Origin of the sequence: Leptotrichia massiliensis (assembly GCF_900104625.1) — a bacterium.
In the GTDB taxonomy this organism is placed as follows: Bacteria; Fusobacteriota; Fusobacteriia; order Fusobacteriales; family Leptotrichiaceae; genus Leptotrichia; species Leptotrichia massiliensis.
The window spans coordinates 870,949-897,297 of record NZ_FNVZ01000005.1; the positions used below are offsets into that span (position 1 = coordinate 870,949).

At 28.3% G+C, this 26,349-nt stretch carries 26 protein-coding genes; 20 read left to right on the forward strand and 6 right to left on the reverse strand.

Annotation, left to right across the window (positions count from 1 at the left end; all coding sequences use genetic code 11):
* The first annotated feature begins 5 nt into the window (after positions 1-5).
* Both BQ5344_RS08175 and metA read left to right on the forward strand, forming a co-directional pair.
* Positions 6-356, forward strand: coding sequence for a hypothetical protein (locus BQ5344_RS08175; RefSeq protein WP_071124914.1), 351 nt, complete (start codon positions 6-8; stop codon positions 354-356).
* Positions 357-409: 53 nt separating this feature from the next.
* Complete coding sequence (gene metA / locus BQ5344_RS08180) at positions 410-1,348, forward strand: homoserine O-acetyltransferase MetA (protein ID WP_071124915.1); 939 nt, start codon at positions 410-412, stop codon at positions 1,346-1,348.
* Between the two features lie 59 nt (positions 1,349-1,407).
* On the opposite strand, the gene BQ5344_RS08185 is transcribed toward metA, so the two are convergent.
* Positions 1,408-1,980: a YiiX/YebB-like N1pC/P60 family cysteine hydrolase gene (locus tag BQ5344_RS08185; protein WP_071124916.1), complete on the reverse strand. Its 573-nt coding sequence runs from the start codon at positions 1,978-1,980 to the stop codon at positions 1,408-1,410.
* Between the two features lie 320 nt (positions 1,981-2,300).
* Between BQ5344_RS08185 and BQ5344_RS08190 the strand changes: the two genes are divergently transcribed.
* The 4 genes from BQ5344_RS08190 (at position 2,301) to BQ5344_RS08205 (ending at position 5,083) form a co-directional block, all read left to right on the forward strand.
* Positions 2,301-3,116, forward strand: a complete 816-nt coding sequence (locus BQ5344_RS08190; protein WP_071124917.1) for an Mrp/NBP35 family ATP-binding protein — start codon at positions 2,301-2,303, stop codon at positions 3,114-3,116.
* Positions 3,117-3,180: 64 nt separating this feature from the next.
* Complete coding sequence (locus BQ5344_RS08195; protein ID WP_021769808.1) at positions 3,181-3,858, forward strand: response regulator transcription factor; 678 nt, start codon at positions 3,181-3,183, stop codon at positions 3,856-3,858.
* A 144-nt stretch (positions 3,859-4,002) separates the two neighbouring features.
* Positions 4,003-4,638, forward strand: coding sequence for a superoxide dismutase (locus tag BQ5344_RS08200; RefSeq protein WP_021769587.1), 636 nt, complete (start codon positions 4,003-4,005; stop codon positions 4,636-4,638).
* 232 nt (positions 4,639-4,870) lie between these two features.
* Complete coding sequence (locus tag BQ5344_RS08205) at positions 4,871-5,083, forward strand: DUF1858 domain-containing protein (protein ID WP_006804197.1); 213 nt, start codon at positions 4,871-4,873, stop codon at positions 5,081-5,083.
* A gap of 157 nt (positions 5,084-5,240) precedes the next feature.
* Here the strand turns inward: BQ5344_RS08205 and BQ5344_RS08210 are convergent, their stop codons facing one another.
* A complete protein-coding gene (locus tag BQ5344_RS08210; RefSeq protein WP_071124918.1) occupies positions 5,241-5,627 on the reverse strand; it encodes a hypothetical protein in 387 nt (128 codons plus the stop codon).
* Between the two features lie 103 nt (positions 5,628-5,730).
* A complete protein-coding gene (gene htpX, locus BQ5344_RS08215; protein WP_071124919.1) occupies positions 5,731-6,603 on the reverse strand; it encodes a zinc metalloprotease HtpX in 873 nt (290 codons plus the stop codon).
* A gap of 269 nt (positions 6,604-6,872) precedes the next feature.
* Between htpX and BQ5344_RS08220 the strand changes: the two genes are divergently transcribed.
* The 3 genes from BQ5344_RS08220 (at position 6,873) to BQ5344_RS08230 (ending at position 9,999) form a co-directional block, all read left to right on the forward strand.
* Positions 6,873-7,631 (forward strand): tRNA threonylcarbamoyladenosine dehydratase, encoded by a 759-nt coding sequence (locus BQ5344_RS08220; protein ID WP_071124920.1) that lies wholly within the window; start codon positions 6,873-6,875, stop codon positions 7,629-7,631.
* Between the two features lie 146 nt (positions 7,632-7,777).
* The gene (locus BQ5344_RS08225; RefSeq protein ID WP_071124921.1) at positions 7,778-8,734 is read left to right on the forward strand and encodes a hypothetical protein; all 957 of its coding nucleotides are present in this window, start codon (positions 7,778-7,780) and stop codon (positions 8,732-8,734) included.
* A 347-nt stretch (positions 8,735-9,081) separates the two neighbouring features.
* Entirely contained in the window at positions 9,082-9,999 is a 918-nt protein-coding gene (locus tag BQ5344_RS08230) for a cell division protein FtsZ (RefSeq protein ID WP_071124922.1), read from the forward strand.
* A 98-nt stretch (positions 10,000-10,097) separates the two neighbouring features.
* Here the strand turns inward: BQ5344_RS08230 and BQ5344_RS08235 are convergent, their stop codons facing one another.
* Positions 10,098-10,676, reverse strand: coding sequence for a DUF5362 family protein (locus BQ5344_RS08235; protein WP_071124923.1), 579 nt, complete (start codon positions 10,674-10,676; stop codon positions 10,098-10,100).
* Between the two features lie 248 nt (positions 10,677-10,924).
* On the opposite strand from BQ5344_RS08235, the gene BQ5344_RS08240 reads away from it, so the two are divergent.
* From BQ5344_RS08240 to BQ5344_RS08255, 4 genes are all read left to right on the forward strand, one after another.
* Positions 10,925-12,130 carry an ATP-grasp domain-containing protein gene (locus BQ5344_RS08240; protein ID WP_071124924.1) on the forward strand — a complete coding sequence of 402 codons (1,206 nt, stop codon included), beginning with the start codon at positions 10,925-10,927 and terminating at the stop codon, positions 12,128-12,130.
* A 27-nt stretch (positions 12,131-12,157) separates the two neighbouring features.
* Complete coding sequence (locus BQ5344_RS08245) at positions 12,158-12,895, forward strand: esterase family protein (RefSeq protein WP_071124925.1); 738 nt, start codon at positions 12,158-12,160, stop codon at positions 12,893-12,895.
* A 129-nt stretch (positions 12,896-13,024) separates the two neighbouring features.
* Positions 13,025-14,764: an ABC transporter ATP-binding protein gene (locus BQ5344_RS08250; protein WP_071124926.1), complete on the forward strand. Its 1,740-nt coding sequence runs from the start codon at positions 13,025-13,027 to the stop codon at positions 14,762-14,764.
* On the forward strand, positions 14,764-16,659 hold the full coding sequence (locus BQ5344_RS08255; RefSeq protein ID WP_071124927.1) for an ABC transporter ATP-binding protein: 1,896 nt from the start codon (positions 14,764-14,766) through the stop codon (positions 16,657-16,659). The genes BQ5344_RS08250 and BQ5344_RS08255 overlap by 1 nt, the downstream gene beginning before the upstream one ends.
* 118 nt (positions 16,660-16,777) lie before the next feature.
* Here the strand turns inward: BQ5344_RS08255 and BQ5344_RS08260 are convergent, their stop codons facing one another.
* Positions 16,778-17,035, reverse strand: coding sequence for a Txe/YoeB family addiction module toxin (locus tag BQ5344_RS08260; RefSeq protein ID WP_328586175.1), 258 nt, complete (start codon positions 17,033-17,035; stop codon positions 16,778-16,780).
* Positions 17,025-17,279 (reverse strand): type II toxin-antitoxin system Phd/YefM family antitoxin, encoded by a 255-nt coding sequence (locus tag BQ5344_RS08265; protein WP_071124929.1) that lies wholly within the window; start codon positions 17,277-17,279, stop codon positions 17,025-17,027. The genes BQ5344_RS08260 and BQ5344_RS08265 overlap by 11 nt, the downstream gene beginning before the upstream one ends.
* Positions 17,280-17,426: 147 nt before the next feature.
* Between BQ5344_RS08265 and vapD the strand changes: the two genes are divergently transcribed.
* The 7 genes from vapD (at position 17,427) to BQ5344_RS08300 (ending at position 26,047) form a co-directional block, all read left to right on the forward strand.
* Complete coding sequence (vapD, locus tag BQ5344_RS08270; protein WP_071124930.1) at positions 17,427-17,711, forward strand: endoribonuclease VapD; 285 nt, start codon at positions 17,427-17,429, stop codon at positions 17,709-17,711.
* A 22-nt stretch (positions 17,712-17,733) separates the two neighbouring features.
* Positions 17,734-18,645: an MFS transporter gene (locus tag BQ5344_RS08275; protein ID WP_071124931.1), complete on the forward strand. Its 912-nt coding sequence runs from the start codon at positions 17,734-17,736 to the stop codon at positions 18,643-18,645.
* Positions 18,645-19,196, forward strand: a complete 552-nt coding sequence (locus BQ5344_RS08280) for a hypothetical protein (RefSeq protein WP_071124932.1) — start codon at positions 18,645-18,647, stop codon at positions 19,194-19,196. The genes BQ5344_RS08275 and BQ5344_RS08280 overlap by 1 nt, the downstream gene beginning before the upstream one ends.
* Positions 19,197-19,214: 18 nt before the next feature.
* Entirely contained in the window at positions 19,215-19,880 is a 666-nt protein-coding gene (locus tag BQ5344_RS08285; RefSeq protein WP_071124933.1) for a YdcF family protein, read from the forward strand.
* Positions 19,881-20,230: 350 nt separating this feature from the next.
* Complete coding sequence (gene lepA / locus BQ5344_RS08290) at positions 20,231-22,027, forward strand: translation elongation factor 4 (RefSeq protein WP_021768582.1); 1,797 nt, start codon at positions 20,231-20,233, stop codon at positions 22,025-22,027.
* A gap of 42 nt (positions 22,028-22,069) precedes the next feature.
* Positions 22,070-22,708: a 3'-5' exonuclease gene (locus tag BQ5344_RS08295; RefSeq protein ID WP_021744950.1), complete on the forward strand. Its 639-nt coding sequence runs from the start codon at positions 22,070-22,072 to the stop codon at positions 22,706-22,708.
* Positions 22,709-22,771: 63 nt separating this feature from the next.
* Complete coding sequence (locus BQ5344_RS08300) at positions 22,772-26,047, forward strand: DUF3427 domain-containing protein (protein ID WP_071124934.1); 3,276 nt, start codon at positions 22,772-22,774, stop codon at positions 26,045-26,047.
* Positions 26,048-26,349: the final 302 nt, after the last annotated feature.

A 26,349-nucleotide genomic window follows, 5' to 3' on the forward strand; every position in this document is an offset into this window, starting at 1 on the left:
AATTAATGAAGAAAAAAAGCTTAAACCAATCGGAAACAATTAGATGGTTAATATTTTCATGGTTACCAGAAATTATAACTTTATTATATGTTATTATTAGAAGTATAGTTGACTCTTATTTTTTGGATCATTTTATTATTACTGCATTATTTTTTTCAGTTTTGATAGTAATATACACTTATTTAAAAGCAGGATTAATGGTTTGTTCATATTTCATATTAGTTAAAATAAATAATAATGAAACAGATGACAATAAAAGACAATCTAAGAGAAACATCTTTACATTAGTAATGGTAATGATGAATTTAGTATTATTACTTCTGATTATAATTCCTATGCATATTTCTATGTATTAATAAGCATTTTATAACTCAATTTTTAGATAAAATAACAGAAAGGAGAATATGCGATGCCTATAAAAATACCAAATAACTTACCGGCTGTAGATATTTTAGCAAAGGAGAACATCTTTGTAATGGATGAAAATAGGGCATTGTCGCAAGATATTCGTCCTTTAAAATTTATAATAATAAATTTAATGCCTACAAAAATTGAAACAGAAACTCAATTACTAAGATTACTTAGTAATACTCCGCTTCAAATGGAAATTACTTTCTTAAAAATGACTTCATATATGTCAAAAAATGTTTCGGAAGAACATATGTCTAATTTTTATAAGACTTTTAATGATATAAAGAATGATTATTTTGATGGTTTAATTATAACAGGAGCACCAGTGGAAAACCTATCTTTTGAAGAGGTTATATACTGGAAAGAATTAGCAGAAGTAATGGAATGGAGCAAAACTCACGTTTACTCAACGATGTGTATCTGCTGGGGAGCACAGGCAGCTCTTTATTATCATTATGGAATAAAAAAATATCCATTAAAAGAAAAACTTTTTGGAATTTACCCATTAAAAATTGATATTTGCCATACTATGTTACTGCGTGGGTTTGATGAAGTGTTTAATATGCCACAGTCAAGACATACAGAAGTACTTGCAGAAGATATAGAGAAAATATCGGATCTTGAAATTATTGCAAATTCTAAAGAGGCAGGGGTTAGTATAGTTCGTACTCAGGATAAGAGAAATATTTTTATTATGGGACATTTGGAATACGATAGAATGACACTTGCTAAGGAATATGAGCGGGATGTGAAATTAGGGAAAAATATAAAAGTACCATTTAACTATTATCCGAATGATGATGTAACCAAAGAACCACTTTTTGTATGGCGTGCTCATGCAAATTTACTGTTTTCCAACTGGGTAAATCATCATGTTTATCAAGGTACGCCGTATGATTTGACAAAGTTAGAAGAAATTTCTAATTTTCAAATTTAGTTTTAAAAATATCAAAATAGAAAAAGCTCTCGAATGAGAGCTTTTTAAAATAAGAATTATTAATAAAGAGAAATATTTTCTAATAATGGAGAATCCATTATATCAAAGGGCATAACCCATCCGCCACCATTGGAATCAAGATTTATTTCACGTCCAACTTTTTCACCAGCCTTTTTAAATACAAGATAAACAAATTGTGAACAATATAATCTTTTGTCAAAATTTTTATGAAACGTTAATCCATAAGGTTTTGTTATTGTATCATCAATTTCTTTAAATAGAGCTGTTTTAAATTTTTTATCAATTCCTTTTAATCTAAAAATAGCCACTTTTCTATTAATGTTTTGCCACGCATATAATGGGCTTTCACTATAACCAGCAGAATAGGATGGAAATTCTACTATTTTTTTATTTTCGTTAAGAACTGCAGCGTGTCCCCACATTGAACGTAAAGTCGGTCTTTTGGATAAAATAAGAATATCCCCTGGCTCTAATTTATCTGCATTTGAAATAACTTCTCTTGGTGAATACCAAAGATATTTCTCTTCTGGTTTTGTTTTACATACGAGGGCAAAAGTTAATATTAAAAATAATAATAATCTTTTCAGATTTGATTTTAAATAAATATTCATATAAAATTTCCTTTCTTAATTAAACTTGTGATAAAACTACTTGAAAATAGAATTTAAAAACTCATATAGTTAAAAAAATATAGTTGAAAATCTTTATATTTTAAAAGCAGTTTTAATATATTATATAAAAAAGATAGCAATTAGTCCAGTTTATTTTTTAATAAAAAAAATTTTTATTTATAATTTATTTATATTAACAAATAAATTAAGTTTTTTTCAAAAAAATGTAAAAAATAGCTTGTAATTTTTCTAAGTTTATGTTTTAATTAAAGTAGGGAAGTTAAATAAAATTAAAATATTTTTAGAGTAAGGAGGAATGAATGCAGACTAATCCAGCTTTAGCTGAACGAAAACAAAGAATTGATTCCAATATGTCCAAAATTAAGCATAAAATTGTAGTGATGAGTGGAAAAGGTGGAGTTGGGAAAACAACTACATCTGTTAATTTAGCTTATGGATTATCATTACGAGGATATAAGGTTGGTATTCTTGATGCTGATTTGCACGGTCCTAATGTTCCGATTATGTTTGGAAAAGAAGGTGTGAAACTTTCAAAGATTTCTGAACCATTGGAAATAACAAAAAATTTACATATATCATCATTAAGTTTTTTTGTTCCAGATAATTCACCAGTCGTCTGGAAAGGTCCGCAAAAAATTACAGCAATAATGGAAATGCTGGAAGGAATTCGCTGGGGAGAAATTGACTTTTTAATAGTTGATTTACCGCCAGGAACAGGTGATGAAACGTTAGGTATTGCACAAAATATAGGAACAGATTCAAAAGCGATCATTGTTACAACACCACAGAAGGTTTCTATACTGGATTCTACAAGAGCAATAAATTTTGCTAAACTGATAAATCTAAATCTGCTTGGTATAATCGAAAATATGAGTGGTTTTATTTGCCCTGACTGTCAAAAGGAAGTGAATATTTTTAAAAAAGACGGTGCCAAAAATATGGCCCAAGAGAAAAAAACTGACTTTCTAGGCTCAATACCATTAGATGAAAATATTGTAGAATCTAGTGATAACGGGTTACCATTTATTTCAAATGATTCTGTAGCATCAAGACGGATGAATGACATAATTACTAAAGTAATTGAAAATTTAGAAAACAAAAGCGAAAGTAAATAAATGTGAAAGGAGAAGTATTTTAAATGTATTATAGACATTAATATATTTATTATACAACAAAAAAATGAAAGTATTAGTATTTAATAAAAATGAAAAAACTAGAATGGTAGTAGGTCAGTTATTAAAAGAATTAAGTTTTAATGTAATACTGGCAGAAAACGAAGAACAAATGCTAGACGCATTAAAAACAGAATCTCTTGACATTTCTTTTTTAGACATCAGCTCAATCGAAGATTTTCCACTAGCAATAGAAAGAATAATAAGATATAAAAGGCAAAGCTATATCTTAATGGCAATTGAACAAGACGATAGATATGCTAAGACAGAGGCATTATTAAAAGGAATCGATGACTACATATATAATGACTTTAGACTGGAAGAACTTTCTGCTAAATTCAGAGCAATAGTAAGAATCTTAAACAAACGTTTAACTGAAGATGAAATGGGAATTTTGACAGCTTATGATTTGACATTAAATCCTGCAAATAGAGAAGTTAAACGTGATGGAAAAGAAATAGAATTGACAAATAAAGAATTCTTATTGCTTGAATATTTTTTAAGAAATAAAAATAGAGTACTTACAAGAACTATGATTTCTGAAAAAATTTGGGATATAGATTTTGTTTCAGAAAGTAATATTGTAGATGTGTATGTTAATTTTTTGAGATCTAAAATAGATAAAGGATTTGATCAAAAAATAATAAAAACTGTAAGAAGTGTCGGATATATTATAAAAGAATAATATAATTTTTTACAAGCAATAGTGAATATTTTAATTAATTCATAATTGTAATAAGAACAAATTCATAAAAAATATAAATTTTTATTGATTTTATAAAAATAATATGATAAAATATAATACAATTTAATTTAGGAGTGATAAAAAATGTTTAAACAGATAGAATTATCTTATAATTTTGATGCATTAGAACCAAATATTGATGCAAAAACTATGGAAATCCATTATGGAAAACACCACGCAGCTTATACAAATAACTTGAATGATGCATTAAAAAACAATGCACCACAATTTTTAGAAAAACCAATAGAAGAAATTTTGGCAAATTTGGAAGTATTACCAGAACAAATTCGTGGAGCTGTTAGAAACAATGGTGGAGGTTTTTATAACCATAACTTATATTTTGAAATAATGGGTCCTAACGCAGGTGGAGAGCCTACAGGAGAATTAGCTGAGAAAATAAACGAAACATTCGGAAGCTTTGATGCATTTAAAGAAGAATTTGCAAAAGCTGCAGCAACTAGATTTGGTTCAGGATGGGCTTGGCTTGTTGTAAATAAAGATGGGAAATTGAAAGTTACTTCAACTGCAAACCAAGATAATCCATTAATGCCAGGAGTAACACCTTGCGGATGTTCACAAGGGACTCCAATTTTAGGAATAGATGTATGGGAACATGCATATTATCTAAATTATCAAAATAGACGACCAGATTATATTTCAGCATTTTTCAATGTTATAAACTGGGATGAAGTATCTAAAAAATATGAAGCTGCAAAATAATATAAGGTAAATTAAAATAGATTTAGATTGAATTGGATAAAATTAATTATTATTTATATAAAAGTAATTATTAAATTTATTTTAATTCAATCTTTTTTATTTAAAACTATTAAAGCAACTTTACATAAAGTTATTTAATTTTGAATTGAAAAATATTTGGTATTTAAAGTTGACTAGTATAATTTAATTTGATATACTTACATTATAAAATGATAATTAATGGAGGAAAATTATGGCAGAAAAAGTGACAAAAGATATGAATATTATGGAAGCAGTTGAAAAATATCCAATTATAGCACAAGTGCTTATGAGATATGGACTTGGATGTGTTGGGTGTATTATTTCAAGTGCTGAAACATTGGGAGAAGGAATTGCTGTTCACGGATTAAATCCAGACATGATTCTTGAGGAAGTAAATATGATTCTTGAAAAACAAGAAGGATAGTTACATAAATTATATTTATTATTCAAATTTAATTAATTTTTATTAGTTTAATTTTTAGTGAATTGTATAATATTTATGGAAAATAAAAATTGTAAAAAAGAAAAAAGTGTACTGTTTAGATAATTTCTATTTAGTACACTTTTTAGTTACTTAAAATTTAAACTATTAATAAAAATCCATAAATAATATTTGTTAATAAAATTATTCCAACAAAAAACCTATTTATAAATTTAAAGATACTTTGGCTTCCAAATGTAAAACTTAATGCCAGATTTAAAAGTGAATAACATAAAAACACTACTGAAAAGTTATTAAAAATTAAAAATTTTGGAGTTTTTAACAGCATTAAAACTGGCGGTAATAAATATCTAAATGAAGCAAAAAAAGTATATAAAAATATAATCAGAACTTCAAATAATAGTATCAGTACAGTTATTCTTTCTGCAAATTGTACTTGTTTACCACTTAAAAATAAAAGTGACACAAATGAATAAATTCTTACAAAAAGTAATAACAGTGTTAAAAATGCAAATGTGTTAATCATATCAATTCTCCATATTTCATAGATTTTATACATTTTATCATATTTAAAATAAATTCTCAACAAAAACAAAAAAGAAATATTTTAATAAAATTAAAATTTAAAATTACAACAAATGTTGCTCTCTTGCCATTTTTTCTAGTTCTCTAATTCTATCATCAGTAGACGGATGTGTACTAAATAGGCTTTTTAAATTAAAATTTCCCAATCCTGAAAATGGATTTATAATAAACATATGTGCTGTTGCAGGATCTTGTCTGTTCATTGCGATATTATGGCTGTAACTTTCTAATTTTTGTAATGCGTTACGTAAATATAAGGGATTTCCTGAATATTCTGCTCCGGCCCTGTCTGCCATATATTCTCTTTTTCGTGAGATAGACATTTGAATTATTGAAGCTGCTATTGGAGCTAAAAATGAAAGCAGCATTGCAGTTCCAACATTATTTCTTCGTCGTTCTCCATTTCGATTATCTCCACTTGATACATAAGGTAAAAATCGTGCAATATTGGCAATCGCTCCAGCAAAAGTGGCTGCAACTGTACTTACTAGAATATCACGATGTTTTATATGTCCCAATTCATGAGCCATAACTCCAGCCAGCTCATTATCATCCATCAGTTCAAGCAATCCCGCAGTACATGCCACAGCAGCATTTTGAGGATTTCTCCCAGTTGCAAATGCGTTTGGTTGACGTTCGGGAATTATGTAAATTTTTGGTATTGGCAGATTTGCGTTATTTGCCAGCCTTTGTATTAACTGATATAATCTTGGATTAGTTCGGGAAGTAACTTCTTGCCCATTATACGCTTTTATAACCATTTTATCACTGAACCAGTAGCTATAAAAACTCATTCCCCCAGCAATCAAAAGTCCAATTACTGCTCCCTTTTGACTTCCTAATGCACCACCAATTGCTACAAAGAGAAAAACTAATCCAAACATTAATAAACCTGTTTTCATAGTATTTATAAACATAGCTATCTTTTTTCCTTTCTTTTAATTTGTGTTAAAGGTATTATATTATAAATTGATGTTTTTTTCAATAACTATATTTATTTTATAACTTTTTATTCAATACTGTTTTCTAATATGATTTAGTATTAAATAAATTAAAAGTACCAAATAAAACTTTATAATAAAAATTTATACTCTCACTATTTACATTTTAAATATTTATGATATAATATGAGCGAAATTTTAGATAGAGAATAGAAAACTCTATATTGAAAGGGGAGATAAAAAAAATGAACGATAAGAATCAGACCTTTGCCAGATTTTCTATGATGGTTGGAGAAGATGGAATTGAAAAATTAAAGAATTCTCGTGTTATTGTATTTGGAGTTGGTGGCGTTGGATCTTACACCGTGGAGGCTTTGGCAAGGTCTGGAGTTGGGCAAATTACTATGGTTGATTTTGATGAGATTTCGGAGTCAAATATTAATAGACAGCTGCATTCGCTTAGAAGTACGATTGGGAAGTCTAAGATTGATGTTATGAAAGACAGAATTTTGGACATTAATCCAGATTGTAAGGTTGAACTTGTAAAAAGATTAGTTCATGATGATGTGGATGAAGTTTTGGGAAATAATAAATATGATTTTGTCGTGGATGCTATTGATGTCATTGGAAGCAAGATTAATCTGATTGAGTATTGTGCGAAAAATAACATAAATATTATTTCTTCAATGGGATTTGGCAACAAGATGCACCCTGAAATGATAGAAATTGCAAAAATAAAAAATACATCTGTTTGTCCGATGGCAAGAACTATCAGAAGTATTTTAAAAAAGAAAGGGATTACAAATGTTCCAGTTGCATTTTCAAAAGAAATACCTGTACAACCAAATAAATCAGAATTATTTAAGGAAGAATTACCAACTGAATTTAGAGAAAATAATAAAATTCCGAGAAAGACTACGCCTGGAAGCAATTCATTTGTACCAGGAACGGCTGGGCTTGTACTAGCTTCCTATGTAGTGAGAAAGTTATTGGAGTGGGATTAAATATAGGTAATGTTAAATATCTTAATTATTAAAATTATTTGATGAATTAATTTTAACGTTATAATTTCTAAAATAAATTATCAAACAAGTTTGTGTTTATCAATAAATGTTTGAAAACAATTAAAATAAAAAAGGAGTGAGATTAATTGGCAGAAAAAAATGATGCTGTTTTGACAGTAAACGAAGGTAAAAATCTGGAGAAAAATCAGAAAAATGATTCTCCAAAGTGGGATTTAGACAAAAAGAATATTTTAGTTAAAATATTAATTGTAATTGGACTGATTTTATGTATTTTTGGAATAATGGATAAAATCTTTGAACATACGATTTTTAACTTTTTTAAAAATTTAACAATGCCGTATTTGGAAAAAACTTATGAAGAGTCTAAAAAGATGTTTTTAACATTGTCGCTTTTGAAAGGAACTACGGATATTATTGAAGGAAGTACTGTTAATGTCAGTATGATTGTTGGAATGGAAATTGAGATTGGAGATATTATTCAGCCTATTTACGATATGATAAATATTTTATGGAAAGTGTCACTTGCGAGCGTTGTTATACTGAAGCTGGAAACGATTTATTATGAAATTTTTAAGGTAAAATTGGCTACAATCTTGACGTTTATTTCATTAATTACAATTTTTCCATATACTATTTATAAAAACAAAGTTACAAGAATTTTTAGAAAGATTTCTAAATATTCGTTTTTTATATTGCTTTATATTTACATAGTTCTACCAAGTGCGATATTTGTAAATTCCACAATATCAAGCTATTTTGAAAAAGAATATAAAGAACCTGCAATTGTTGAACTGAATCAAGATTTAGGAAGACTAAATAAAGTGAAGGATGAGATGCTTTCATTAGATCAGTCTAAAAGTATTTTTAACATTCCAGGACAAATTGACAGTGCAAAAGTCAAAATTGATAATTTCTCAAAAGAAATAAATGTTATATCAAAAGACTTGGTTGAAAATACGCCAGTTATTATTGGAATAATTTTATTGACATCAATTGTATTGCCTCTGTTAATAGCAATTTTGCTTTATGTAGCAACAAAGTCGATTGTTTTTGAGAAGATTGGTGGAAAAGGAAGTAAGTAATTTATAAAAGGAGTATCTTTTAGGTATTCCTTTTTTTGTTTTATTTAAATTATGGTTTAAATTTTTTCAATATTATAGGATCCTGGTCTAATCTTAAAAGCAAAAATATTTGAATAATTAAAAATAAAATAGAATATTAGAATTTTAAATTTAATAAATTTTGAAATGTCAGGAATTGAGTTGTGGTTTTAGATTTTAAATAAAAAATATTTTATTAAATTTCATTCTTGAAATACCCCCTCTAATCTGCTAAAATATACCTATAAATAAAAAGTTAATTTCAAAATTAAATATTTTTAATAGAAGGGAGATTTGCAATAATTTGTATTTGCAAGAGTGGGATTGGTATGAAGGATAAAATGAGTATAAAAGTTATTGGAATTGGCGGGACGGGGATAAATTTTGTTAATTTTATGATAATTTCAAATGTCCGGAAAATTGAGTATATAACGATAGATACGGATAGCAGAAATTCTAATTTTAGTAGAGCGGAGAAAAAGATTTTTTTGGATACTGGAGTTAAGGAATGTACTAGGGAACAGGCTGAAAGAGTGGCATTCCAGTGTGAAAATCAATTTCGGGAACTATTAAAGGGGACTGATATTTTATTTTTAGTTGCGGGAGTTGGTGGAGCTACTGGAAGTGGAATAATACCTATTATTCTTGAAGTTGCAAAAAAATTGGGTATTTTTACTATTAGTATTGTTGCTCGTCCATTTTATCTGGAAGGATTTGAAACTTTGAAAATTGCAAATGCGGGAATGAAGAAAATTGAGCAAATTACAGATAGCTTAATTGTAATTCCTAACGAAAAATTATATAATCACATAGATAGAAAAAAACCGCTTGAAGAAGCTTATGCTAAAGTCAACGAAATTATAAAGGAAGGTATTGAAAGTATTGCAAATATTCTTACAGAAGTTGGGTTTATGAATATTGATTTATTAGATATAAAGGCTGTTCTGCAGAATTCAAAAGATACTATTATTAGTGTTGGAGAAGGCAAGGGAGATAATGCAGTTGATAAGATAATGGAACAACTGATGGAAAATAATCTGTTTGAGGGGAAATTGGAAAATGCAAAAAAAGTTTTGATAAATTTTACTACTGGAAAAAATGTATCACTTATTGATATTGGACAGATAACAGAGAGAATTTCAAATATTATAAAGGATAAGCATGTTAATCTTATATGGGGAGTTATGATTAATGAGGGCTATGAGGTAATTAGAAAAATAAAAACAGTAGTAATTTCTAGTGTTTAAGTAATGTTTTTACATTAAATTTTAAGATAAATTATTAAATAATAAAAATCCCTATTTTCATTTTTTAGGGATTTTTTTGGTTATATGAAATTTTAGATTTAATATGAATTATAATAATAGTTAGAATGATTCAAAATACCTGTTAAAGCAAGTGAAAACATAAAAATACAAATTACAACAGAAAGAACAATGCTGACAATTATGAAAATAATGTATAATTTTAAAGCTTTGGATTGCTCATTAAAATATAACTTTAATTTATTTTCATCATTGACAAGGACAGCTTCTTCCAAAAAACTAGCCGATTTAGAGATTTTTAATGAGATTAGAATAGTAAAAACACCAGTAGCAAGTGGAATTATAATAAAGAACATAAGTAATTGAAGTACACCAAAAATCATTCCCAAAATTGAAAAAATTTTCAATACTGTTGCAATAAATTTCATATTTTTTATTGTTAAAGGGTCCAGTGTTAAAGTGATAGACTCTGTTACATTGTTAGTAAAATTTTGAAAATTATTAAGACTATCTTTCTTTTCATTAAAATTATTTGTTACTTCATTTCTAATTTCACTAAGTTTTTCTAAATTATTAAAATGATGCTCATTTTGCAAATTTTCTTTTTGCTTATCTTCTTTAAAAAACTCGTTTTCATCTTTATTGTTGTCAAAATCCATAATGACCTCCATTTTCATATCTTGATTTTATTTAAATTATTATAACATAAATTTATTATTTTTCAAAATCCGAAATAAAAAAATAGCATTAGTTTTTAATAGAAAATTAAAAATGATAAGATGGTATGAAAATAATGGTATTTACATTTTTCAAAAAATTATGCTATAATGATATATAATTACTAAAAAAATGAATTACAGAAATAGTGATAATAAAACACTTTAACCGTAGAAGGAGATGAGATATTATGAATTTTGTTTACATTTCACCACAATTTCCAAAAACTAACTGTGAATTTTGTGATAGATTAAAGCAAAATGGAGTAAATGTATTAGGAATTGCAGATATGGAATATGATCAATTGGATCAAAAATTGAAGGATAGCTTGACAGAATATTATAAAGTTTCTAATCTTGAAAATTATGATGAAGTTTTGAAGGCGGTAGCTTTTTTTACACATAAATACGGAAAAATTGACTGGCTTGAGTCAAATAATGAACATTGGCTTGTACAAGATGCCAAACTTCGTTCAGATTTTAATATAACAACTGGGATAAAAGCTGATAAAATAGCAAATATAAAAGAAAAATCAAAAATGAAAAAAGCATATAAAAAAGCTGAAATACCATTTGCTGATTTTTCATTAGTAACAACACTTACAAAAGCGAAAAAATTTATTGATAAAGTTGGATATCCAGTAGTTGCTAAACCTGATAACGGGGTTGGAGCAAGCGATACTCATAAAATTAAGAATGAAAAAGAATTGAAGAACTTTTTTGAAACTTGTAATCAAAATGTAAAGTATATTATGGAAGAATACGTTGATGGAGATTTAGTTTCTTACGATGCGATTATTGATTCCAATGGGAATCCTGTTTTTGAAACAGGGATAGTTGAACCTGCTGTTATGGATATTGTAAATAAAGGGCTGGATGTATTTTATTATGTAGAAAAAGAAATGCCTGAAAAATTATTGGATGCGGGAAGACGTGCTGTAAAGGGCTTTGGAGTAAAAAGCAGATTTATACATCTTGAATTTTTCAGACTAAATAAAAATAAAAAAGGTTTGGGTAAAAAAGGGGATTATGTAGGATTGGAATCAAATATGCGTCCTGCAGGCGGATATACTCCTGATATGTATAATTACGCTAATAATACTGATGTTTATCAGATCTGGGCAGATATGATTGCTTTTGATAAAATTGAAAAGGCTCAATTAAATGAAGATATAGAAAAAAACTACTGTGTTTATGCAAGCCGTCGTGATAATAAAAATTATGTACATTCACATGATGAAATTAAACAAAAATATGGAAATGCAATTGTAATGGATGAAAGAATGCCGGATATTTTTGCAGGAGCTATGGGAAATTATATGTACACTGCAAAATTTGTTGCAAAAGAAGAAATGGAAGAATTTATAAGCTTTGTACACCAGAAAGTTGAAGAATAAAAATAAATAAAATTACAAGGAGAAAGAATGCAAATAGAATACAAAAAAGAGTACAGCCATAATTTAGGAAGAGAAATGGAATTCATAAGATATGGACATTCAGGAAAGCCTGTTTTAGTTTTTCCTTCACAAGATGGAACTTGCAATCAGTATGAAGAATTTGGAATGGTAAATGTTCTGTCAGATTACATCGAGCAAGGAAGACTGCAATTATTCTGTGTTGGCAGTGTTGATACTGAGAGCTGGTCAGACATTCACGGAGATCCAAGACATAGAATAGAAATGCAAGAGAAATATTTTAATTATATTACAAATGAATTTGTTCCAAGAATATGGGATATTTCTTGGAGAAATGATATTATTGTTACAGGATGCAGCATGGGAGGAGCTCATGCGGGAATAGCATTTTTTAGAAGGCCCGACTTATTTGACACATTGATTTCCTTAAGCGGAATGTTTGATGCGGCAATGTTTTTTGGAGATTACAAAGATGATCTTGTTTATAATAACTCTGTTGTTGACTTTTTAAGAAATATGCCTTGGAATCATCCTTATTTAGATATTTACAGACAAAAAAACATCATAGTGTGCATTGGACAAGGAGCTTGGGAAGGAGAACTTCTTCCGAGCAACAGAGAACTTGCAGATATTCTTTATGAAAAAGAAGTTCCAGCATGGAATGATTTCTGGGGTTACGATGTAGCTCATGACTGGGACTGGTGGAGATTGCAAATAAGATATTTTATGGAACATTTAGATATCTAGGTAATTTTGTTTAATTATACTAACAAATAAAAAGCACTGAAATTTATTAATGAAGATAAGTATTTCTTTCTTTAATAAGTTTCGTGCTTTTAAATTTTTATAATTAAGAAAAGAGAGGTGTTTATTTATATGTTAAAAAAACTATTTTCCCGTCTTGGGGAGTATAAAAAAAGTGCCTTAATTTCGCCAATATTTATTGGAATAGAAGTTATTTTTGAAATGCTTATTCCAACGCTTATGGCTGTAATTATTGATAGCGGACTGAATGGAAATGACGGTAAAGGAGATATGAAGTTCATTGTTATAATGGGACTTGCAACATTTGGAGTGGCTATGTTGTCGTTGTTATGCGGAATACAGGCCAGTAAATACGCTTCTTATGCTTCAGCTGGATTTGCTAAAAACTTGAGAAAGGATTTATTTTCTAAGATACAGTCCTTTTCATTCACTAATATTGATAAATTTTCTACAGCTGGACTGATTACAAGATTTACAACAGATGTTAATAACATTCAGAATTCATTTCAGATGTTAATTAGAGGATTTGTAAGGGCCCCGCTTATGATGTGCGTTGCGATATTTATGTCGTTTATGATAAGTCCAAAGTTGTCGATGATATTTATTGTTGCAGTTTTGTTTTTAGGAAGTTTTTTAGCCTTTGTTATTTTTAAGGTACATCCAATTTTTACAGCTGCAATTAAAAAATATGATGACATAAATTCCAGCCTCCAAGAGAATATAAACGGTATTCGGGTTGTAAAAGCGTATATCCGTGAAAAATATGAAACTAATAAATTTAAGAAGGCTACTGAAAGTTTGAAAAATATGCTTTTAAAAGGGGAAAAGATTATAATATTTGTGTCTCCTGTAATGCAAATAACGGTATTTGGGTGTATTTTACTGCTTTCATGGTTTGGAGCAAAGATGATTGTTGTAAATGAGCTGACGACTGGGCAACTTACAAGTCTTTTTGCTTATACAACCAATATTCTTATGAGCCTTCTTATGCTTGCAATGATGCTTGTAAATATTGTGTTTTCAAGAGCATCTGGAGATAGAATTGTTATGGTGCTGGATGAGGAGCCAAGTATTAAAAATCCTGAAAATGGGATAACAGAGGTAAAAGATGGTTCAATAGTGTTTAAAAACGTGGATTTCAGTTACAGCAACAATCCTGATGTTCTGAATTTGACAAAAATAAATCTGGAAATAAAGTCTGGAGAAACTATTGGAATTATTGGGGGAACTGGAAGTGCGAAATCGGCTCTTGTTCAGTTGATTCCAAGATTGTATGATGTTCTGGATGGAGAACTTTTGGTTGGTGGAGTGAACGTAAAGGATTATGATATAAAGACGCTTAGGGACAATGTAGCGATGGTTCTTCAAAAAAATGTGCTTTTTTCAGGAACTATAAAGGATAATTTACGTTGGGGAAATGAAAATGCAACTGATGAGGAAATGGAACATGCCTGTAAATTGGCACAAGCTGATGAGTTTATTCAGAAATTTCCTAAAAAATATGATACTCGTATTGAACGTGGCGGAGCGAATGTGTCTGGAGGGCAAAGACAAAGGCTGTGTATAGCCAGAGCCTTGCTGAAATCTCCCAAAATATTGATTTTAGATGATTCAACAAGCGCAGTTGATACAAAGACGGACAAATTAATAAGGGAAGCATTCAAAAATGAATTGCCACACATTACAAAAATTATTATTGGTCAAAGAGTATCATCAATAAAAGATTCTGATAAAATATTAGTTTTGGAAGACGGAATTATAACAGCAGCAGGGACACACGATGAACTGCTTAAAACAAGCAAGGTATACCGTGAAGTTTATGAATCCCAGACAGAAGGGAGTGATAAGTAATGAGTAAAAATAAAAAAACTGAAAATTCGCAATCACGAAATCAGCTAAAAGGATTAATTCGATTACTTGGATATATGTTTAAGCATTATAAAATACAGACGTTATTTGTTATTGTATTTATTTGTCTGAGTTCATTTGGAATGGTTATTGGGACAATGTATTCAAAACAATTGATTGATGGAATCATTATTCCTAACATTGGAAAAAATAATCCCAATTTTATTAATGAGCTTGTGAGCCTAATTTTAAAAATGGCAGTCGTATATGGTGGAGCTGTAATTTGTACGTATATTTATGAGATATTTATGATTTACGTTGCACAGGGGACATTGAAAAGATTAAGGGATGATGTGTTTATACACATGGAATCGCTTCCCATAAAATATTTTGATACAAATGCGCATGGAGATATAATGAGTGTCTATTCAAGCGATATTGATGCTTTACGAAATATGATGGTTGAAAGCTTGTCACAGGTAATATCTTCAATTATTACAATTGTAAGTGTTCTTATTTCAATGTTTATATTAAATATTCCACTAGCACTTTTCGTAGTAATAATGATTATTATTATGATTGTTACAACAAAAACTATTTCTTCAAAAAGTTCAAAAAACTATACTGCACAGCAAAAAAATATTGGTATTGTAAATGGATATGTCGAAGAAATGATAGAAGGACTGAAAGTTGTAAAAGTATTTTCGTATGAGAAAAAGGCTGATGAACGTTTTAATAAGCTAAATACGGCATTATTTAACAGGGCGAACAATGCGATGAAATTTGCAAACATTCTAGGTCCTGCTGTAGGGAATCTTGGAAATATAAACTTTGTACTTACAGCAGTTCTTGGCTCAATAATTGTGTTTAATAATATTGCAGGCTTTACAATCGGTGGACTTGTATCGTTCTTGCAGTTTATAAAAGTAATAAACCAGCCTGTTTCACAAATTGCACAGCAATTAACATCAGTAATATTGGCATCGGCTGGAGCTCAAAGAGTATTTAACCTATTAGATCAGACACCTGAACAAGATAACGGATATGTAACTCTTGTAAATGCAAATATTGATGAAAATGGAAATATTACAGAAACTGAGAAGCACACAGGTGCATGGGCTTGGAAATATCCGCATTCTGATGGAACGATTTCTTATGAAAGACTAATGGGAGATGTTGTTTTTGAAGATGTAACATTTGGATATAATGAAGAAAAGACAATACTTCATAATATCAATCTTTATGCAAAGCCAGGAGAAAAAATTGCCTTCGTTGGTGCAACAGGAGCTGGGAAAACTACAATTACAAACTTAATTAACAGATTTTACGATATTAACTCCGGAAAAATACGATATGATGGAATTAATATTGAAAAAATAAAAAAACAGGATTTAAGAGAATCGCTTGGAATTGTATTACAGGACACACACTTGTTCTCTGGAACAGTTGCCGACAACATTAGATATGGAAAACTTGATGCAACAGATGAAGAAGTGTATGCAGCTGCAAAACTTGCCAACGCTGACCATTTTATAAAACACTTGCCACAAGGCTATGACACTTACTTAAGTGGTGACGGCTCCAGCCTTTCACAAGGGCAACGGCAATTATTGTCAATAGCAAGAGCAGCAATCGCCGATCCACCAGTCTTAATTCTGGATGAAGCAACTTCAAGCATTGATACAAGAACAGAAAAAATCGTGCAGGAAGGAATGGATAAGTTGATGGTGGGAAGAACAGTCTTTGTAATCGCCCATAGACTTTCAACTATCAAAAATTCCGATGTGATAATGGTACTTGATCAAGGAAAAATTATCGAACGTGGAAATCACGATGAACTGATTGCACAAAAAGGAACTTATTATCAGCTTTATACAGGCGGATTTGAAAATCAGTAAATTATTTAATTTTTTAATTGTGTTAATAAAGCAATATTCATGAAACTAAAGTATCTATTAAAATACTTAAAATAAAAGAGTGGTATTATCCACTCTTTTTAATCAACAAAAAACAATTTTAATAATGTCCTCTACAAGAAATTATCCATAAAACCCCATTTTCATCAATGGCATAGACAAGCCTGTTAGTTTCGTCAATTCTTCGACTAAATCCTTTTCTATATTTCAAAGCTTCAGGTTTTCCTATTCCATTCAATGCTCCATTTCTTTCAATATCTTTTATGAGTTCATTAATCCTTTTTAAAGTTTTTTTATCTTGAGATTGCCAATATAAATAATCTGCCCAGCCATCATCAGTCCATAATTTATTCATCATCGACCTCGATTAAATCATGAACTTGCCCTTGCCCACTTTTCATCTGAGAAAACCCTCTATCTATTTTTGCAAGATATTCAGCATTTTGGACTGCTTTCAAAAATTGATTATATTTTTCAAGATTTATTAAAACTACATTTTCTTCATTTTTTCTTGTTACAATTACATCTTCATTTTCTTTCACTGCTTTATCACAATAACTTTTTAAATTATTTCTCATTGTTGAAAAACTTACAGCTAACATATTTATCACTCCTTTATAGTTTTTGTACAATTTATTATAGTTCTTTTTGTACAAAATGTCAATAAAAAAATAAAAACAAAAAATTGACAATTATGGTAAAATGTACTAAAATATTGTTGTAAAATATTTAAAAAAGGAGGGATACAGATGTATGCAATTGCATTTGATTTAAAAATTGATGATTTGAAAAAAAATTATGGGGATTCATATAACAGGGCTTACGATGAAATTCGACAGGAATTGGAGATACTGGGTTTTGAATGGACACAAGACAATTTATATGTGAATAGTACTCAAAAAGACACTTTAGCTGAAGTTTATAAAGCCATAACAAAACTAAAATCTATCGAATGGTTTAAAAATTCTGTAAGAGATACTAGAGCTTTTAAAGTTGAGGACTGGAGTGATTTTACAGCTATCGTGAAAGAATGATATAATAAAAATGGAGAAAAATTTGAAAGATAAATTTAAAAATGGGATCTATATTGTATATTTACTGTTTCTTTTTCGAACTATAATTATATTTTCAAGTGGTTATTCAGGGTATGTAACCAGAATAATGATATTGTCAAATTTGGTAATTTGTGTTGTTTTATCATTAATTATCACTTTAAAGACAAAAAAATTTAATATTTATTGGGTAACGATGATAATTGGTATTTCTATTTTTGGAATGAAATATTCTGGATTTAATGATATGAATAAATTTTGGAATATAGTTATCATATATGTGTATGTTATTTTTTCAGCATTTCAATTAATTTTGTTTTCAATCACAAGATATTTGAAACAAAAAAGTTTAAAAAGATTAATAAAAGTGATACTATGCTTTTTTAGTTGTTACTTTTTTTCCGAATTTTATAATCAGCATTACTGTGAACCTAAATCGATAGTTTACAGTACAGAAATATCAAATATAAAAAACGAAAATGAAATGTTTGAAATAATTCATAAAATGCCAATGGTTAAAAGAATTTATTATAAATATAATCAAAAGGAGGTAATTTATCCAAAATCTGATTATTTTCCCTTCAATTTTGGTTTTATTCCTGATAATGAAAATAAAAATATAATAATGATTTCTTTAAGCACATACATAAATTATGAAAGTATGGATAGATTAGCGGAAAAAGTAAGTGAATATTTAATGTTAATGAATAAAAGCAATGAAAAAATTTATTTGTATATGGTAACTGACAAAAGCGCAGATTCTATATTAAGTGAATATGAACTTGAGAATAAAAATATTAAGAAAGTACACAAATTGAAAGATTTAAGAGAAACAAATAATATGTTAGAATTGTTTTTATACTTACCAGCGAGTCTGATAAAAGGAGAAAGCGATTATGATGGGAATGATAAATAGTGGAAAAAATTGAATATAAATTTAATGGTTTAACTTTTATAATTGAGATAGAAATCGAATTAGAAAGAAATAGAATAAGAATCAATATGGATTCTAGAGATATGTTGACACTATGTTTTTATTTTTCATTAGGGGTTTTGGAAGATATTTCTACAAAACTAAAAATTTTATATGAAATGAAACGAAAAGAACAAAAAAAAGGGAAAGAGTTTAAGCAAATACCAAGAAATATGGCTAAAGAAATATATGTTCATATGTATGTTTTTATCGAAACAAAGAGTACATTGTTAGAAAAGTTTCCTGCGCTAAAGAAAATAAATAGAAGTTCTAAAATAGCAGATATAGGAGCTGATTTTAGTGTAGATGATAATAGTATTTGGACACATAGTGCTTATTATTTTCTTAAAGCTAATGAATTTCTTCAAACAGATCTTTCTTATACATCTATAATTCATAATATAATGAGAAATAATAGAATAACTAATATTCCAGATAATAAAAACATAAAATACCGAATGAAAAACGGTTCAAATAAAATAGAAATACTCTAATTCAAGGAAATATAAAATATGAAGAATACAATTATAATATCAATAAAAATTTCTATTGTCTTATTTGTTTTTTTATTTTGCTTTGTGCAATATTTTATAATAAAAGAATATATAAATGATAGAAAAGCCGTAAATGAAAATAAAAAAGTAGATTATGTAATAATACTGGGAGCAAGAGTAAAAGGAGAAAATCCGACTAAATCACTTATGGAAAGGATAAAGGCTGCAACAGAGTATTTAAAGAAAAATCCAGAAGTTAAGGTTATTGCAACTGGTGGACAAGGTAAAAATGAAGGTGTTGCTGAAGGATTGGCGATAAAAAGGGAACTTTTGAAAAATGGAATTAGTGAGGATAGAATTATTTTGGAGGACAAATCTAAGAATACTGTTGAAAATTTTAGGTTTAGTCTTGAGAAGATAAAAAATATTGAAAATAGTAAAAATGTTCTAAATAATAATGAAAAAAATCAAAAAATAAAAATATTGATTGTAACGAATGATTATCATATTTTTCGTTCTAAAAATATTGCTAGAAAAGTTGGATTTGATAATGAAAATTATGAAATTTATGGACTTCCAGCGAAAACGCCACTTATTTCCATACCAAAATCATATTTTAGAGAATTTTTGTCAAATGTAAATTATTTTATTTTTCAATCTGGGAATCAGTTAAAAGCTAAATAAATTTATAATTTAAATGATACAAATATAATTTTATTTCTAATTTTAAAATGTACGAGAACCTATTTAAAATTAAACTATTAAAAATTATATAAACTCACGGTTTGAGTAAAATAGTCATGGTCTTGAAGTTCAGTTTTAAAGTAGTTTTACTATAATTTTGCGAGAAATTGGAATATAATGTAAAAAATAACTGAATTTTGATAAAATATTTTTCACAAAGACTATGAAAAAATGCAAAATTATTATATAATATACATATTGCTGAGTAACTAGGTTCGGATAGAATAGTTACTCATTTTAAAAATAAAACAAAGAAGATAATAAACGAGTAAACGGAGGAAACAATATAAATGTTGGATCAAAAAAATAAAAGAAATTTTTCGATAATTGCACATATTGATCACGGAAAATCTACTATTGCGGACAGGCTTTTGGAGCAGACAGGAACTGTAACGCAAAGGGAAATGGTGGATCAGCTGCTGGATAGCATGGATTTAGAAAGGGAAAAAGGGATAACGATTAAGGCACAGGCAGTTACGTTGAAGTATAAGGCTCGAAACGGGGAGACTTATGAGTTAAATTTAATTGATACGCCAGGTCACGTTGACTTTATTTACGAAGTATCAAGATCGCTTGCAGCTTGTGACGGGGCCTTGCTTGTAGTTGACGCTGCACAGGGAATTGAAGCACAGACATTGGCAAATGTGTATTTGGCTTTGGAAAACGATTTGGAAATATTGCCTGTAATAAATAAAATTGACTTGCCTTCAGCAGATCCTGATAAGGTTAAGCTGGAAATAGAGGAAGTTATTGGGCTTCCAGCAGATGATGCTGTTCTTGTTTCTGGAAAAACTGGATTTGGAATTGAAGATTTGCTGGAATCAATTATTGAGCATATTCCTGCACCTAAAGGAGAAATTAACAATCCTTTGAAGGCGTTAATTTTTGACTCGCATTATGATGATTTTAGAGGAGTTATAACATATATTAGAATAATTGAAGGGAAAATTGCAAAAGGGGACAGAATTAAGATTATGTCTACCGAAAAGGAATTTGACGTATTGGAAGTTGGGATTTTTTCGCCTAAAATGAAGGAAGTTGATGAATTGACAGTTGGCTCAGTTGGATATATTATTACGGGAATAAAATCCATCAAGGATACACAAGTTGGGGATACAATTACGCATGTGAAAAATCCGACAGATACAGCTCTTGAAGGATACCGTCCTGCATTAAGCATGGTTTTTGCGGGAATTTATCCAGTTTCAACAGATGATTATGAAGATTTAAGGGAAGCATTGGAAAAATTACAGTTGAATGATGCTTCGTTATCTTATGCCCCAGAGACTTCGCTTGCATTGGGATTTGGATTTAGATGTGGATTCTTAGGACTTTTGCACATGGAAATAGTTGTAGAAAGATTGCGTCGTGAATTTAACATTGACTTGATTTCAACAGCACCATCGGTTAAATATAATGTAACACCTGAACAAGGGGAAATGATTGTAATTGACAACCCTGCGGAATTTCCAGAAGGGAAAAAGTATATCGAAGAGCCTTATGTAAAAGGTACAATTATTGTTCCAAAGGATTATGTTGGAAACGTAATGGAGCTTTGTCAGGAAAAAAGAGGAACTTTCCTTAACATGAATTACCTTGATGAAACTCGTACAATGATAAGTTATGATTTGCCACTTGCAGAAATAGTAATTGATTTTTATGATAAATTGAAATCACGTACAAAAGGGTATGCTTCATTTGAATATGAAATGATTGGATACAAGGAATCAGACTTGGTAAAAGTGGATATTTTGGTAAGTGGAAATCCAGTAGATGCCTTTTCATTCATTGCTCATAAAGATAATGCCTATTACAGAGGGCGTGCAATCGTTGAAAAATTAAAAGATGTAATTCCAAGACAGCAGTTTGAAATACCATTACAGGCTGCATTGGGTACAAAAATAATTGCAAGGGAAACAATTAAGGCACTTAGAAAGAACGTGCTTGCAAAATGTTATGGTGGAGATATTACACGTAAGAAAAAATTATTAGAAAAACAAAAAGAAGGTAAAAAACGTATGAAGGCAATCGGAAATGTAGAAATACCGCAAGAGGCGTTTTTATCAGTATTAAAATTAAATGATTAATTTTTTATATCTTGTGTAAAAATATAAGGAAAAGAGAAAAAAGTGAACAAAGAAAAAAAACTAAATAAGAATATAATATTTTTTGATGTGGAAACAAATGGATTTCAGGGAAGTTCAGTTTTGTCAATGTCTGCAATAAAAGTGAATTATAATTCTGAAAACTCTGGAGAAGAGAGAAATAAATGGAAAAAAGTGTCTGAATTTAACAGATTTTATTTCAGAAATGAAGGTGAAGAGTTAAACGAAGGTGCAGTAAGCGTAAATGGCTTGACAGACGATGTAATTTTAAGTGAAAGAAAAAATATTATTCAAAATACAGGAATTGAATATCCTTTGACTTTTAAGGAAGATATGGATAATTTCTTTTTATTCTGCCAGGATACAAGCCATTTTGTCGCCCATAACATAAAATTTGACAGAAGTTTCGTAGATTTTCCTCTGCAAAATCAATTTGATACAATGCTAACAAATATAGACATCGTTAAAGTAAATGGTTCTTCCTACGGAAATTACAAATGGCCAAAACTTATGGAATGTGCCAATTATTATAATATCCCGTTTGAAGAAAGCCAGCTGCACGGCAGTTATTACGATGTTCTTATAATGTTTAGAATTTTCTTTAAGATGATGAAGCATAAGACTGGAAATAAGCGGATCTTAGAATTTCTAGAAAAAGAATAATTTCTGAAAAAATATTTACGTAAAGTCAAAAAATAGAATTAAATTAAAATAAATGGAGTGAAAATGAGTATTTTAGTCAAAAAATCTGAGCCAAATAATTTAATAAATACAGAAGAAAAAAATAGTAATTTTTTAGAAATAACTGAATACAAGGAAAATTTGGAATTTGAAATTTTGGAAACTTTTTCAGAAAAAATTTCTGATTTTATTGGGAAAAATGATTATCAAAAAGTTATTGAATTTACCGAAAAGCAGTTGTATTTATTAAATCAAGTATTTACAGATGAATCAGAAAAAATAAAAATTCAAAATACTGATTTTCATTTTGAGTTACCGCTAAAACGAAAAAATAGCGATATAATCGGAAACATAAATGAATTAATTATAAACGAAAAAATAAAATTTCGTAATTTTTTTATTTATTTAAAACAAGAATTATTAAACTGTAAAAAATTCTATTTTATAGTAAGTTTTATAAAATACTCAGGTATACAGCTATTAATAAGCACTTTAGATGAACTGGAAAAACAAGGAATTCAAGGGGAAATTATAACATCTGTTTACTTGAATATTACAGACTCAAAGGCATTGCGAAAACTTTTGTCGTATAGAAATATAAAAGTAAGGATTTACAGTAATTCAAGCGAGAGTTTTCACACAAAAGCATATTTGTTTGAAAAGGAAAAATATCATAGTGTTATAATCGGATCATCTAATATTAGCCAAAGTGCTTTGTATTCGGCTGAAGAATGGAATGTGAAACTGACAGACAGCAGTTTTTTTAATATTTATGAAAAATCATTAAACCAATTTGAAAAATTGTGGCACAGCAATGAAGCAATAGAATTGACAGAAGATTTTATTGATGAATATGAAAAATATAAAAACTCTATAAGTACACAAAATACATTTGATTATAGAAAAACAAAAATAACACAAAAAGATGAATTTATTCCAAACAGCATGCAAAAAAGAGTTTTGGAAAAGTTGAAGGAAACAAGAGAAAACGGAAATAAAAAGGGCCTTGTAATTTCTGCAACTGGTACGGGAAAAACTTACCTTGCTGCAATGGATATAAAACAGTTTTTTGTTGAAATTAATTCTAACAATAAAAATAAATTATTTGAAATAAATGATGGAAAGTCCAAAGTTTCAAATATAAAGTTTTTATTTATTGCTCATCGTGAAGAATTGCTGGAAAATGCAATGAATGTCTTTTCGAGAATTCTTAAAATTGATAAAAATGAATTTGGAAGAATTTACGGTGGCTTAAAAGAAACTAATAAAAGCATGATTTTTGCTTCTATTCAATCATTAAGAAATTGTTACAATGAATTTAAACTTGATTTTTTTGATTATATCATAGTTGACGAATTTCATCATTCAATGTCAGACAGTTATTTAAATACACTATCGTATTTTCAGAGTAAATTTTTGCTAGGCTTGACAGCAACTCCGAAACGTATGGATGGTAAGGATATTCTGTCACTTTGTGACTATAATGTTGTGGATGAAATTGGAATAAAAGAGGCTTTGGAAGAGGATTTGATTGTGCCTTTTCATTATTTTGGTGTAAATGATTACATGATTAATTATGATAACATTCCTTACAAAAACGGAAAATATAATGAAAAAGTATTATTAGAAAATTTATTACTGAACACACGTACCGATTATATTGTTGAAAAAATCAATAAGTTTGGTTTTGATGGTGATAAATTAAGTGTTGTCGCATTTTGCCAAAATATAGAACATGCTTTTTTTATGAAAGAAGAATTTACAAACAAAGGCTATAAATCCGCTGTAATCACAGCAAATACAAGCTCAAATGATAGAGCAGAAATTTTAGACGAATTTAAAAATAAAAAAATTGAAATTTTATGTGTAGTAGATATTTTAAACGAAGGAATTGACATTCCAACAATTAATTTACTGCTATTTTTACGTCCTACAATGTCCTCAACAATTTTTATACAGCAAATTGGAAGAGGATTAAGAAAGGCTGAAAATAAAGATTTTGTTACAATTATTGATTTTATTGGAAATCATAAGAAAGATTACTTGCTAATAAATTATTTTTCAAACGAAGTTGACAACAAGGATACTTTATTTACTAAAAAAGAAAAAATTATAAACGAAATAAAAAATCAATTTTCAAATATTCCAAAATCATGCTACGTAGAGCTAGATAGAGTTTGTCAAAATCGTATTATTGAAAAAATTGAAAAAATCAACTTTAGTTCTAAAAATATTTTAAAAGACTTATATTTAGATTATAAAGAAGAAATTGGCAAATCTGAAAATGAAATTTTAAAAGTAAGTGATTTTGATACAAATATCGAATTATTTCAAGAATTATCCTTAAAATTAGGCTCATTTTATAATGCACAGTTGCAATTTGAAAATCCTGAAATTTTAAAACAAAATAAAATATCTTTAAATTCAGAAGAAATTGAATTTTTGGCATATTTAGAAAAAAAATTGACGCTTGTAGAGCCATTTACGTATTTAATTATAAATTATTTGATAAACAATGATTTTATAACTTCAAAAATTATTATTAATGAATATAAAAATTATTTCAATATCAAAAACGATTTTGAAAAAGAGTACGTAATAAACCGTATTTTTAGAGAATTAGTTGAAGATAAAATTTTAGAACAAAACTCCAAAAATAATGATTTATTCAAAATTTCTGAAACTTACAAAAAAATATTTCAAAATATAAATAAAATTGATAATAACAATGAAATAAACTTAAAACTTATAAATTTAGATAATTCTCAAAATTCAAATTATAATTTCAAGATTCGTCTAAAAGAATTACTATATTTAGGATTGTCAGAATTTAAGAAAAGTAATAATTTATCGATATTCAATGAGAATATTCTGATTCCATATAAAAAATATAAAAGAATAGAACTCCAAATTTTGTTGGATTCCAAAGTACCAAAAGGAAGCTGGAGAGCAGGCTATGCAAATACAGACAAGGATATTTGCCTTTTTGCAACAATTGACAAAACTCATATTTTACAAGAAAACTTAAAATACGATAATTCTTTATTTGCAGACAACTTAATTCAATGGATAAGTCAACCTAAAACAGCCCATAACTCAAGTGTTGGTAAAATGTTTACTAATCATAGTGAATTAGGGTATAATGTCCACATATTTATAAGGAAATATGCATTCATGAATAATAATAAAACAAACCCATTTATTTATCTAGGAAAAGCCAATTATTATAAAAGCTATGGAGATAAACCAATGAGAATTTTATGGAAGTTAGATGAGAAAATACCACAAGAGTTAATTTATGAATTGTATAATTTAAGTTAAAAAGAAGATACGTATGATATATATATTATGATGATGATATTAAATGAAATGATAATGATTGGAATTGGACAATAATCACAATAATTAATATAAAGTATTTTATCGGACGTATTAATTTAATTATTAAAATATTATTTTATTTTAAATTTTAAAATAAATATATTAGTCCGATAATGTATGTTATGTATATTTTTTGGTAAAATTAATGTACTATTATAGTAAATGCTATGTGTTTTTGAGATGTTGTCGTTTCTTTCATTTGTAAGCTTATACGAAACGCTTCTGCTCTTCTCATTTATATT

Coding starts and splice junctions, on each gene's coding strand:
- BQ5344_RS08245 (WP_071124925.1), top strand. CDS start 12,158: ATGCAAATAGAATACAAAAAAGAGTACAGCCATAATTTAGGAAGAGAA.
- BQ5344_RS08240 (WP_071124924.1), top strand. CDS start 10,925: ATGAATTTTGTTTACATTTCACCACAATTTCCAAAAACTAACTGTGAA.
- BQ5344_RS08220 (WP_071124920.1), top strand. CDS start 6,873: ATGAACGATAAGAATCAGACCTTTGCCAGATTTTCTATGATGGTTGGA.
- BQ5344_RS08205 (WP_006804197.1), top strand. CDS start 4,871: ATGGCAGAAAAAGTGACAAAAGATATGAATATTATGGAAGCAGTTGAA.
- vapD (WP_071124930.1), top strand. CDS start 17,427: ATGTATGCAATTGCATTTGATTTAAAAATTGATGATTTGAAAAAAAAT.
- htpX (WP_071124919.1), bottom strand. CDS start 6,603: ATGTTTATAAATACTATGAAAACAGGTTTATTAATGTTTGGATTAGTT.
- BQ5344_RS08300 (WP_071124934.1), top strand. CDS start 22,772: ATGAGTATTTTAGTCAAAAAATCTGAGCCAAATAATTTAATAAATACA.
- lepA (WP_021768582.1), top strand. CDS start 20,231: ATGTTGGATCAAAAAAATAAAAGAAATTTTTCGATAATTGCACATATT.
- BQ5344_RS08200 (WP_021769587.1), top strand. CDS start 4,003: ATGTTTAAACAGATAGAATTATCTTATAATTTTGATGCATTAGAACCA.
- BQ5344_RS08265 (WP_071124929.1), bottom strand. CDS start 17,279: ATGTTAGCTGTAAGTTTTTCAACAATGAGAAATAATTTAAAAAGTTAT.
- BQ5344_RS08235 (WP_071124923.1), bottom strand. CDS start 10,676: ATGGATTTTGACAACAATAAAGATGAAAACGAGTTTTTTAAAGAAGAT.
- BQ5344_RS08255 (WP_071124927.1), top strand. CDS start 14,764: ATGAGTAAAAATAAAAAAACTGAAAATTCGCAATCACGAAATCAGCTA.
- BQ5344_RS08285 (WP_071124933.1), top strand. CDS start 19,215: ATGAAGAATACAATTATAATATCAATAAAAATTTCTATTGTCTTATTT.
- metA (WP_071124915.1), top strand. CDS start 410: ATGCCTATAAAAATACCAAATAACTTACCGGCTGTAGATATTTTAGCA.
- BQ5344_RS08230 (WP_071124922.1), top strand. CDS start 9,082: ATGAAGGATAAAATGAGTATAAAAGTTATTGGAATTGGCGGGACGGGG.
- BQ5344_RS08260 (WP_328586175.1), bottom strand. CDS start 17,035: ATGATGAATAAATTATGGACTGATGATGGCTGGGCAGATTATTTATAT.
- BQ5344_RS08210 (WP_071124918.1), bottom strand. CDS start 5,627: ATGATTAACACATTTGCATTTTTAACACTGTTATTACTTTTTGTAAGA.
- BQ5344_RS08175 (WP_071124914.1), top strand. CDS start 6: ATGAAGAAAAAAAGCTTAAACCAATCGGAAACAATTAGATGGTTAATA.
- BQ5344_RS08185 (WP_071124916.1), bottom strand. CDS start 1,980: ATGAATATTTATTTAAAATCAAATCTGAAAAGATTATTATTATTTTTA.
- BQ5344_RS08195 (WP_021769808.1), top strand. CDS start 3,181: ATGAAAGTATTAGTATTTAATAAAAATGAAAAAACTAGAATGGTAGTA.
- BQ5344_RS08190 (WP_071124917.1), top strand. CDS start 2,301: ATGCAGACTAATCCAGCTTTAGCTGAACGAAAACAAAGAATTGATTCC.
- BQ5344_RS08250 (WP_071124926.1), top strand. CDS start 13,025: ATGTTAAAAAAACTATTTTCCCGTCTTGGGGAGTATAAAAAAAGTGCC.